This window comes from Paenibacillus sp. J31R98, from assembly GCF_056269245.1.
Genome location: NZ_JBWDNO010000006.1, coordinates 206,014 through 218,467, shown reverse-complemented (window position 1 = coordinate 218,467; position 12,454 = coordinate 206,014). Strand labels below are relative to the sequence as shown.

The 12,454-nt window shown below is 49.4% G+C and carries 5 protein-coding genes; all 5 read right to left on the bottom strand.

From position 1 onward, the window contains the following. Positions 1 to 6: 6 nt before the first annotated feature. The 5 genes from AC0YNX_RS21835 to AC0YNX_RS21815 all read right to left on the bottom strand — a co-directional run bounded on the left by AC0YNX_RS21835 (position 7) and on the right by AC0YNX_RS21815 (position 12,452). Complete coding sequence (locus AC0YNX_RS21835; protein ID WP_475817822.1) at positions 7 to 3,375, bottom strand: tubulin-like doman-containing protein; 3,369 nt, start codon at positions 3,373 to 3,375, stop codon at positions 7 to 9. A gap of 41 nt (positions 3,376 to 3,416) precedes the next feature. Beyond that, the gene (locus AC0YNX_RS21830; RefSeq protein WP_475817821.1) at positions 3,417 to 5,705 is read right to left on the bottom strand and encodes a vWA domain-containing protein; all 2,289 of its coding nucleotides are present in this window, start codon (positions 5,703 to 5,705) and stop codon (positions 3,417 to 3,419) included. Between the two features lie 231 nt (positions 5,706 to 5,936). Further along, positions 5,937 to 7,124, bottom strand: a complete 1,188-nt coding sequence (locus AC0YNX_RS21825) for a hypothetical protein (RefSeq protein ID WP_475817820.1) — start codon at positions 7,122 to 7,124, stop codon at positions 5,937 to 5,939. A 490-nt stretch (positions 7,125 to 7,614) separates the two neighbouring features. Beyond that, positions 7,615 to 9,519 (bottom strand): serine/threonine protein kinase, encoded by a 1,905-nt coding sequence (locus AC0YNX_RS21820; protein ID WP_475817819.1) that lies wholly within the window; start codon positions 9,517 to 9,519, stop codon positions 7,615 to 7,617. Between the two features lie 197 nt (positions 9,520 to 9,716). Then, positions 9,717 to 12,452 carry a serine/threonine protein kinase gene (locus tag AC0YNX_RS21815; RefSeq protein WP_475817818.1) on the bottom strand — a complete coding sequence of 912 codons (2,736 nt, stop codon included), beginning with the start codon at positions 12,450 to 12,452 and terminating at the stop codon, positions 9,717 to 9,719. Between the last annotated feature and the right edge of the window lie 2 nt (positions 12,453 to 12,454).

Here is a 12,454-nt window from a genome sequence, read left to right as displayed (position 1 = left end):
AGTTGCCTACACTCTGGCTATCGTATCTAATCTTCCCTTGATCAAATTCTCCCACTGCCCGTACGTATACGAATCCGTATCGACCATCTTGCGCTGAGCGGAGCTCTCCCACAGCCGTCTAATGAAGGAGGAAGCCGCTTCCGTTGCGAGGGAACCGCGGTGAACGCCGTAAGTCTCTATAAAATAGCGTTCGATCTCATCCAGCAGCAGGACCCGCAAGTTATTCGCCTTTTCTGAAAGCTCCTGCCGTGAAGAGTCCTCCGTTTCGTACAGGAACAGAACGTCGAGAATATTGCTGACATTCTTGGTGGTCATGGACAACTCTGAGGCCTGCTTGATGAAGTTATGCATCTCCATGTTGTCGCCATGCTTTCTCCGGTCTTGATCGAACTCTTCTCTCTGCCGCTCCAAAATCTCCTCGCAGATGATCGGATTGTGCAGCAATCCCCTATGCAGCAAATAAATCTCGCCGCCAATGTCCTTCCCGTTCCGGTAAATCAGGCGAGTACTCGTACGATCCAAATACTGGTAGAGATACTTGCCATGCGTGTTCTTCATCGCAAGCCAGCCGTAGATAACTCCCAGCACGAGAGCCCGGTCCACGCGCTTGTTATCGAGTTCCGCCTGCTTGGGATTCAGGTCCGGCATGAAAGCTGGCACATGCCACCGACGATCAAGATGCGGCGTGACCGCCGGCTCGTTCCGGTTAAGCCTCTCCACCCGCTTCTTGTAAGCGGAATAATATTGCCCAGCTGGGCGAACATACGAATCGGTGTATTCCCCGGAAGAGAACTTGCCGAAATTCTGGACGCTGAGACCGTAGTGGGCCCGGTAGCAGATCAGCTCATGCCGCGAGAATGCCTTGTCGGCAACCGCCCGTTCACCAAACAGTTCCTGCCGCTGAGTTGCGTTCAGTGGAATGAGGCTGTCCGGATGAACCCCCCAGAACCGTAGCTCTCGGCTCTCCGGAATACTTGGAATGAATGGGCTGGATAGCTCCTCCAGCGCTTCCGTTTTGGACTCGATATACGCTTTCGGTTCCTTGTTAAGGATAGCTGCTTCTCGCAGCAAGGCCGTTGTCACGTCGATATCCAGACGATCGGCACAGCGCTCTTTCGTATCTTCGCGGAGATAAGCAAGCACGTATTGACGATACAGCTCCTCCACTCGCATATCCTGCTGCATTTCCTCTGGGAGACGATTCTCGTTTCGGCGGCAGAACTGCAGGTAGTGCGCCTTGTAGATCTGGCCAGCCACATCAAGCGGCAGTACGTCATTATCGAACATGCGACGTATGCCTTCCCAAGCCTTCTGCATCATCGTGGACGATGCCAATACATAATTTTTCGGGGTGTTATCGGTGTTCTCGAACTTCTTCTCGATACGCCCCTGCTCTTGGAGCAGATTAAGACGCGTATCTTTGAGATTATCGAAGAAACGCTCCCAATCCTTGCACATCTGTTCGATCGACTGCGCCACAGAGGTAAGCACAAGTTCAAGCAGTAGGGAACGCTCGAATTTCTTCAACGTTGATAGCTGGCGAGTCGCCTTCTCCAGATATTCAGCGCGAAAATCTTTCAGTTGATTCTTATAAAGCGAGCTGATCGCGTTCTGTTTCAGCGCGGCATCTACACGTTGTTGAGCGGTTTCTATCCGGTCTGTGCGGCTGAGATTGTAGGCTTCCTGATATTTGTCAATCTGCTTCTTAGCCATCGTATTTTGAGTTCGTAACGACTGAATCTTCTTCCCGAGCATGGACCGAATCTGATAGAGCATATACCGAACCGCAATCGGATGTACGGGGTCCGGTTTACCCAGAAACCATGTGTTCAATCGGTAGCCCTGTCCTTCGCTCATATGCTGTACATTCGCATCCTGCTCGATGATTTGGTAGGCGGCATAGGTCCGATATTCATAGACCTTCTTGTTGATCTGCTCCTGGTAGTAGGAGAGCTGGCTCTCGACACGAACGATCTCCTGTTTGATCTGCAGCTTAACGCCAAGCTTGCCTTCATCAATGCGACTGTTCGCCTCAAGCGACCGAAGTTCAGCATCATCGTTTAAAATATGGTTTACAAACTCCTCTGCTTTTTGAAGGAACTGAGCGGATTTCATATCGCCAAGCTGTCCCTTTTCTAATTGTTCATACGCCTGGCGGTATACCTGCATGAAGAATAGCTGCGGCTTCTCGTCACCGTACAAATTTTCCAGATATCGCATGTAGAGATCTCCGCGGTCAGGTCTTTCGCGCGCCACGCCCCGGCGCAGATCACTCTCGTAACGGTTCATTTCCTCTTCGTAGAGATTGTCGAGATAGAGCCAGTTTTCACCGAGCCCATCCACAGACCGTTTGAGCGCACAGTACTCGACAATGTCTTCATACGGGTAACTCAAGGAGGCGACGCCGGCGCCACAGAATCGGCCGCGGCCCTCAGACGCAATCAATTCGAGGATCTGGTTATCCTCTTGGGAGAAATGCTTGGCTGACATTGGGCTGAACAACTGCAGATAGATCGTCCGTGTCACAAGCTCGAGATAATCGCTGAAGCCGTTCAGATGCTGGCCCTTAAGATTCTCGTAATCATAGAAGAAGCAGAAGTCGAATGGCAGCTGCTTCTCCGTTACGGCATGGGTCACATTGCCCTCAAGATCGACCTGATTCGGACGGTATTCGAGCTCGATGGTTACCCCGTCCTCTTCCTTCTGACTCCACTTACCGGCCGCACTTAGCGTAATTGCATTCAGTTCCTTCATGCATGCATAACCATTGGCCTGGACCGACTCCCACTCTCGATGGTCCAATATACCGGTATGTACGAACAAATCCGGAAGCAGGAACGCGCCACGAATGAGAACACTCGTCTGTCCGAATCGGCTCTCCAGCACCTCGCGGAGGTACATTGCAATCTGAAGGAATATACCGGAGCCCGTACCGCCTGCAAGGGAGCTCAGAATAATGACACGCACTCCCTGCACCGTATTGTCGCGCTGCACCGGGAAGATCTCGTTAATACTTTCCCAGAGACCGTTCATCTTTCCCTCTTCCATAGCTGCGCGGAATGCGAGCCGAGAGACTGCGCGAATCTGGCCTGCTCCTTCCGTCATCGTCTTGCGAATCAGCTGTGGATTCTCGGGAAACCACGACTTCAGCGATTCGTTCTGCCCCAGGTATTCATTAACCGAACGTGTCGTACTGGTCTGTGTCACGTTACCTTTGAGATGCTCTAGCTTGTGCAGACTGTTGACATCCGTGTCAAATGCATGGATGGCAACTCGTTCCCTGCTGCTTTCCGGGATCCTCCCGTAGATTTCATTGACGATCTGGCCGCCGATTCCGCCAAGACCGATAAGGATTGTTGGCACATTGTGTGACATCTATTTTCCAGCTCCTCGTATTTGGATGGGAAACCTGTCAATCATTGCTTGAAATAGCGATATACGGTCTCATTCTGACCCGTACGGATGACAACTTCATCATTGTTGTAAATCCGGTACTCTCGGCGGCCAACATCATCATCCATCAATACTTCCTCCACCACTTTCATTCCTGGTGACTGCGAGCCTTTCGGCAGGATGATATAATCCCTTTTCTCACCTGCTTTAAAGGTACAATCCTGGATCATTGACATCTCTGCCCTGTACGGAATAAGCCAGCGGGATAACCATCCGGTTTGGAATGGTATTGTAGACTTGTATTCACCTCTTGCACGACCATTAATTAAGGTTCGGTTCGTTACAGACATGTACGAAGACTTCCGGTTAAAACGCGGTTTCTTGAGCATGCCTAACATCCACCAAACTGCCACAACGAGCGCTACCAGGGCCAGAATCGGAATCCCATAGCGGTACCACCATGGCACATCTTGAATCAGAGCTTCGTAATGGATGGCAGCCTTCTCATTCGGATATTTACCATCCATCGTTAGGGTTAAAGGAATTTTCCCAACATCCGTAAACCAGAGATTCCAATGTAGGCGCGGCTGCAGCCTAATTTCATTGCCCTCCTGATGAACATCGAAATGGATGCTTTTTCCACCCGTATCGACCTTTAGAGAAGGCATAATCGCCTTCAACTCTTCGTTGCTGACAGGCTCTCCATCCACTGTAGCGAAGAAACGGAGCGGCTCTGCCTGATTAAGCTTATCTACATGGGCCGACCATTCTGCCTGCCCGGACTCCATTCCGAATTTCCGCGGCGTATATCCCCGAAAATCAATCGTCTGTTCATTTTGATAAAACCCGCGAATGTGGACGAGAACCTTCACCTTGCTTAGCGCCTGGCTCGGCAGGATAAACGGCGCCGTGTACGCCTTTAGCTTGTCATCCCACTGAAAGTGCAGTATTGAACCATCATTAAGCACACCGGTGACATCTACGAGTTTCCGCGAGGCTGGCAGCAGGTTAAGAGGCTCATTGGTTGCGTTGTTCTTAACAAGATTAACCTGAGCAAGCATCTGGCTGCCGAAGAAGAACTCGTTCTCCTGTTCGCTGAGCGCGCCGTCCTCTTTAAGCTTGTGCACCGTCAACCGGAAGTCAAGCGCCGGCTCCACCAGAAACTGCATGCGATCCTGCCGGGCCTTCGCTCCCTTGAGCGCAATGCGATACTCCCCTTCCTGCATAGCTCCTTCATTCGTCAGATCATGGTAATGCGTAATCTGGCCGAGAATCGGCGGATGGAGACCTTCCTGATCAACAGGAGTTGCAATTTGAAATTGCCCCTCCATCCCAGCACTGCCACCTTGATTAATGCTCAGCTTGCCGTCACTCTTCGGTATCGTAAGCCCGGAAGAATTCTGAACGACCTGCTCCAGCATGGTCAATCGTCTGATCGGAAACAGAGAATTGAACTGCACGCCTCCGTCCGTAAATACGGGTTGGAGACTGTCATTATCAGCTCCCAAAGTTGGATCGCGGTTCGTAATTAGCGCAGCAACTTCGTTGATTTTGCTAATTATATTTTGCTGCCCGTTGCTCTCGATGATCTTCGCGTCGAGCGAATCCTTCCATAACGCTTTGATCTTGTTCATCGTTACTTTCGCATTGTTGTCCAGGTGCTGTTCGATCGTCACCAATGCGCTCCGGGCCGTCGCGTTATACGACTTCATCGTTTGCAGATACGTCTGAAACTTCTGACGAGCCTGTTTCATATTGCCTTCTGGGTCTGTAGCCTCGTCATCATTCGGATCGAAATCATTGAACACACCGTCAGTCAATACGACCAGCCAAAGCTCGGAATCCGGGTTTTCCTTGGCCTTCTCTGTTAAGAAATTCATCGCCGTCTCTACCGATCGGAATGGTGTCCGTGTAGACACATCGACCGTCCACTGCTGAACAGATTGGATAGAGCTCTGCCGTTTGCCTTGTGCAAGCGCAATCTCTTCTACGGTAGTTGGATGACTCATTCGCGTGACATACAGCTTGTCCTCGGGAGCGAGTAAACCTGCCAGACTTTGCACGGAATAATTCGCATACTTCCAATTGTCTATGGGCACGAATTGATTTATTGAGGGATCTGGGGTGACTTTCATACTTCCTGAATCGTCAAATACCAGCGCAACTACGCGGTTCTTGACGAAGGACTGTCCGGGTCCGGCTGCAGCCGCGGCCGCTAGCACACGATTGGATTCCGGCGACCATAATGGAGCAATCGCAAGTACGCCCCAGATGCAAAAAATAATTAAAATGGCTATCATTTTAATTTTCATTGGATTAACCCCTAGTCTGGTTTTGTAAAAGCGCAATACTATGTTACATACTGTATCATCTTAGATACATTTTGTCGACAGAAACGTTATCAAGATCGCATTTAACAACATAAAAAGACTACCTCCTCGAAATTAGGAAGTAGTCTTGGGATTGTGGCTTGAGCAAAATACGGAAACCGGCAATCGTTCTGAAGCAATTCCTCGGTTAAATTGGACGATCCCGGTCAATGGTTAAGCTCCCCAATCGACGTCGGAAATCGTGACGACATGGTTCCGGCCATCGTTCCCGTTGACCTTGTTCGGATGCCAATCCTTGGCTACGAACGCCGGTTGATTCGGCTGGAAGATGGGACCGACGCAGCCTTGATGCGCGCCTAAGTTCTGATCGAGCAGCACGACTTCGTCAAACTTCAGCTCGCCTTTGTTCAAGAACGCGTACCAGCGAGGCTGGCGGGTGACGCCGTCGGTCTTGCCATTCTCCATTTCCGCCGTGAAAATATCAAGCCGCCCGTCCCCGTTCAAGTCCAGCAATCGCAGCGTGTGCAGTGCTCGAAAATCCCTCTGAGTCTCGATCAGCATGTGCCGCGTCCACGTCGCCCCCTGGTCCCAGGATGTCAGCAGCAAGATACGCGCTGAAGCCGTTACTTCGGATTCCGTTACGACGACCGTCACCGCTCCGTCATTCGTCAAATCGTCGGCTGCTACACGGGATTCGGGATCGAAGCCAATATCTTCGACACCATAGGGGCGAAAGCGCCATTCGGAGCCGTCCCCCGCGACGTTCTCGTAGTACCCCGTATTCGTGACGATGTCCAAGCTGCCCGTTCCCGTAATGTCATAAAGGTCAAGGCCATCCCCTTCCTGGTGTTCGGCGATGACTTGCTTATGCCAAGGCAGCGTCGGATCTTCTTGCGGCGTGAACCGGCATATCACGCGGTCTTTGTTGCGGACAATGACGTCGGGCCGGCCTTTGCCCGCCACGTCGCCGACGGATATATCATGTGCGTTCAAGCATCCGTCACCCAGAAAATGAATATTCCAAGAATCCGCAAATGGATCTGCCGGCTGTTCCGCCCAGTAGATGTTGCCGCCGGGTCTGCCGGTCACTTTCGTCCACTCTCCCTCCCACTCGTTCGTCCATTCGCCGAACACCACGTCCAACTTGCCATTGCCTGTTACATCCATCGCGGCGACACCGACTTGATGACGGTAGTTCCGGCTAATCTCCGTCTCCCGCCATGCGGTGCCATCCCAGTGATACCACATGATGAAGCCCCGTTCGGGATGTCCGAACTGCTTGCCTCCACCAATCACGAAGTCCGGCGTCGTGCCGTTCCCCGCGCCGAGCAAATCGCACAACAGACCGCCGCCGACGTCGAACCAGTCCGGATCGACATTTAACACTTCAATCTTAGCCATAGTCCAGCTCCTCTTGTCCGATCACTCGAATTTCCAAACACAGACTTACGCAAATCGGTGCAGATAGGCTCATTATAAGACAACGTTCTGTTACATTGAAAGCGTTCACATGTATTTAAAGAAGCAGCTTCGATGAGATCAGCTCATCCTCTCTGACGACTTCCCCATTCCCAGTGTTCAAACATAAAAAAGACTACTTCCTATTACTAGGAAGTAGTCTGCTTTGTAGTTATTAAGGTTTTACAGTTTGATGCATAAGGCTTAGAAAGCCTTATTACATCATGCCGCCCATGAAGTCGTAAGCTGTAAGATTGTTAACGGCAGTTCACGAGAGTGCAGAAAATCAGCGTTTTCGTGAATTTTTGGGTAATATCATTAACGGGAGATAACGGTTTTTCATCTGAGTGCGTTACTTTTTTGTTACCCAATTCAATTTCGTCCTACCTTTAGGTGACCGTTGAAGAACATATCAGCGCGCTGTCCTCACTGTTCATCTTACCGAAAGCTCCCGTCTTACTTTTAGAAGACTTGTTAGACTAACAGTCAACTGCTCGATCGTAAGCAAGTTATTACTATATCGCTCATCGTCAACGAGGTATCTTAAGCTTTCGTTAAGGCGTTGCAGATTCTCCGCGATTTCATTCTCGCAGTTTGTTACCAGCTCATTGCCGCAGCCAAAATCGGTCTCAATCTTTAACTGCTCCTCAAGCCGTTTGAACTTCTGCTTCATGCTTCTCCAATCATTTCTATTCAGCCCTGCGGAAATTCCATTCGCCATTGCGCCGATTTCGATCATTCTATGGTAGGCTTCTTTGCCATGCAGGAATGCCCCCTCCACACTTGGAGCCTTCTTCTGCAATTGCTTCCCTACTAAGAAAAGCGTCACGATAAAACAAACAAACAGCATGTAAAATACGATCCGAATGATCAACATTTTCAAGCTAAATAAGGACGAGACGATCTTCGCTCCCGAAAACTGACTATAATCTCCAGTAAATAAGTTATGAATCGAGACAATTTTCCCAACCATGCCAGGGACAACCGCGAAGAATAGGATGCACGCTAACAGAACGACGACCACAGGAGATGCATATATCATCCATACAAAGTCTTGTTTGGCGACCGGCACGACTACAGGACGGCTATTCCTTCCAACCGATTGAAACGAATCATTCGCTGCATCCGATTGGACAGGTGCCCCTGCTTCATCCTTATGCAGAGATTTAGGCGCTTGCTGCCCGCGACCTGCACTTTCTGTACCGAACAAATCCAGCTGACGGTTCCCCTCGGCAGCTTTCTCGTTCCGATTGATAATCGGCTCCGATTCGATTCGAGGGGACTGTGCACCATTCGTTGGTCCGTAATCGTCTGCACCTGCTAGAACAGGCGTCGGTCGGCTTAACTCGGACTGGGCGGCATTTGCCTGCAAAGTATGCTGATTGATGACGCGCTCAAGCTCGGCATTTGATAATTTGCTTCTCACTTCTAACAATGCTTCCTGGAAGGATCGCGCGCTCTGGAAGCGCTGCGCCGGAGATGAGATCGCCTTCACGATCACTTCCCCCAGCAAGTTATCGGCGTTCGCCGGCAACTCCGGAATGTCTCCTGCAAGCCTTCGTCCGATGGCGTAATCTATATCTTCCATCTCGTAATGATCCGGAAAGTCCGGGAGAAAAGGGATCCGTGAAAAGTTAAGCATCTTGTACAGGACAATGCCCAATGAATAGATATCGACGATACTCGTATAGGTTTCCCTTCCGAGATAAACCTCCGGTGCAATATAGGCAGGTGTTCCTTTGACGGAGGCAGCTCTGGAGGTGTCCTTAAGCAGCTTTGCCACTCCGAAATCGCCGAGCTTGTACTTGCCGTCCCGATTAACGAAAATATTATCATCCTTAATATCCCGGTGGATAATCTGATTGGAGTGACATACTTCCAATGCGGAAACAATGCCGAGCCCCAGCTCGATGACATCCGATACTTTCATTTCCCTAGTGCTGATGTATTCGGAAAGCGGTGTGAGATACTCCATGCGGATGTAAATATCATATTTCAACGGATTCTCGCTAGACTCGATCTCGTTATCATAGTAGATGACAATATGGCTATTGTCTTTCTCCGTCAGATCGCTCAATATGCTAATCTCATGCATAATATCAGAGAGTACGGACCGGAAGTAGCGGTCGGCCTTCGTGTAGTCTCCGCCCATGGAGCTTAGAACGTCCTTGTATTGGGATTCGGTTGGCAGCGAAATATGCTTCAGGGCATACACATATTCACCGCTCTGATTACGCTTAGATACGCGGTATACCGTCCCGAATCCTCCCGCTCCGATTGCTTCGCCAACTTGATAACCTAGTTTTGTTTGTCCGGTGAGCTGCCTTGAATTGGCCATAGTAGTTCTCCTTGCTTATGTAGATGAAGGAATAAATTCAACGATCATTGCCGTCATATTGTCATACCGCTGCCGTGACAGCATCGGAACCAGTCACCTCCCACGACAGCAGCGCTCCCGGAAGTTACTGTTGTAATTACGCCAGATGTCATATCCACTGTTACTGGTGTTTTTGGCTTGTCTTGAATCTTGATTGCTTATTTGTAGAAAACGATGATATCCCATATATCGGACATATCGAAATTCATATTTACTTCCACTTTCAAATTCTCCCTCTCGTACGTTAGAACATACCAGTCCTTCGTTTTATTTGGTTTAGTTGTTGTAGTCGGTTTTCCTAATGAAGCCAGAATTTCTTTCGTCGATTGCGTGCTACCCCCATTGAGCTCGATTTTAATCGCCTTCAAACGTTTGCTGTTTAAATCAAAATAATAGCAGGTCACTCCGTAATCGAGCTCTTCGTACTCTTTGTCTTCGCCAAAAGTAACTTGAATAATGTCTTCACTATCCCCAGATATACGCTTGCCGCGTACGCTTTTTAATTGAGCATATGTTGTTGTTGCCAAGAAGTTCAATTCGGGAATAGAGTTCTTATTTAGGCTCGCGAAGAAATCTTTCGGAAAGACGAATGGTTTGTCCGTACTGCTGACGTACCAATAATTAGATTCGTCTAAAACAGTTGCAAAGCGGCCCGGTCTGGTAGAATCATAGGAATAAAATGGAATGGTATAGCCGCATGAGCTGGCATGCTTTTTAATTGTTTCCGGGGACATGGATGTAGGCATATAAGACATACAGGTTTCCGATTGAATGTTAAGCTTGAAGTCCATATTCAACTTCGAAGCCGTTTTATAAATGAGGAAGACCGCATTGTCTCCGTAATCCGTAAATCCGATACTATCGGAAAAACTGTTATCATCGAGCTGCAAGTTTTTGTCGATAATCTTGGTAACTGATAACGGCAGCACCGCATTAGCAACCAAATATCCTTTGTTTACTTTAATGTCCCAATTATTAATTCCTTTGTAACCAATTTCTTCGTAACCAATTTTTTTGGTTTGCAGGCTTTTCTTCAGCGCTGCGATTAGATTCGTGACATTGGATGACTGAGCAGAGGAAGAAGCTGAAGAAGCTGAAACACTTAGGTCCGAAGGGCTGTCCGTCGCATCGGAGGATGGAGTTTCCTTCGGTGTCGGACTCTCTGTTTTATCCGCTTGCGGCGACTCTGAGACTTCAAGAATTGATTTGGATCCCTGAACAGCGGAAGAAGCAGGCGAAGCTGTAACAGCTAGGTCCGAAGGCTTGTCCGTCGCATCGGAGGATGGAGTTTCCTTCGGTATCGGGCTCTCTGTTTTATCCACTTGCAATGACTCTGAGACTCCAAGATTTGATCTGGATCCCTGAACGGCAGTCAAATCCGTCCACACCTTCACAAACAAAACTCCGAAAATTACCAAGCCAATGATGCCAGATGCGATGGCAATGATTAGGCCAGTCCTTGATTTCTTCGTATCCAGCTGGTCATCCACACTTTGTTGGCGGATAGTTTCCATATGAAGCCCGACAGGAGAGCTATCGTCTCCGCTCGGTTGAACCGAATTATTCGCTGCATCCGTTTGGACTGGCACAGATGCTTCATCCGTTTGGACTGGCGCAGGGACTTCGTCTGTTTGGACTGGCGCAGAAACTTCGTCTGTTTGGACAGGCACAGGCGCTTCGTCCGTTTGGACTGGCGCAGGGACTTCGACCTTACGCAGAGGCTCAGGTACTTGCCACCCGCTACCTGCACTTTCTGTACCGAACAAATCTAGCTGACGGTTCCCTTCGGCAGCTTTTTCGTTCCGATTAATAATCGACTCCGATTCGATTCGAGGGGAATATGCTCCCAGCGTTGGTCCGTAATCGTCTGCACCAACTAGAATAGGTGTCGCTTGGCTTAACTCGGACTGGGCGGCATAAACCTGCAAAGTATGCTGATTGATGACGCGCTCGAGCTCGGCATTTGACAATTTGCTTCTCACTTCTGACAATGCTTCCTTAAAGGACCGCGCGCTCTGGAAGCGCTGCGCCGGAGATGAGATCGCCTTCACGATCACTTCGCCCAGCAAGTTATTGGCGTTCGCCGGTAGCCCAGGGATGTCTCCTGCAAGCCTTCGCCCGATGGCTTGATCCACATCTTCCATCTCGTAATGATCCGGAAATTCCGGAAGAAAAGGGATTCGTGAAAAGTTAAGCATCTTGTACAGGACAATACCTAATGAATAGATATCAATGATACTCGTGTAAGCTTCCCTGCCGAGATAAACCTCCGGTGCAATATAGGCAGGTGTTCCTTTGACCGAAGCAGCTCTGGAGGTGTCCTTGAGCAGCTTCGCCACTCCGAAATCGCCGAGCTTGTACTTGCCGTCCCGATTAACGAAAATATTATCATCCTTAATATCCCGGTGGATAATCTGATTGGAGTGACATACTTCCAATGCGGAAACAATGCCGAGCCCCAGCTCGATGACATCCGATACCTTCATTTCCCTAGTGCTGATGTATTCGGAAAGCGGAGTGAGATACTCCATGCGGATATAAATATCATATTTCAACGGATTCTCGCTGGATTCAATCTCGTTATCATAGTAGATGACAATATGGCTATTGTCTTTCTCCGTCAGATCGCTCAATATGCTAATCTCATGCATAATATCGGAGAGTACGGAGCGGAAGTAGCGGTCGGCCTTCGTGTAGTCTCCGCCCATGGAGCTTAGAACGTCCTTGTATTGGGATTCGGTTGGCAGCGAAATATGCTTCAGGGCATACACATATTCACCGCTCTGATTACGCTTGGATACGCGATATACCGTCCCGAATCCTCCCGCTCCGATTGCTTCGCCAACTTGATAACCTAGTTTTGTTTGTCCGGTGAGCTGCCTTGAATTGGCCATAG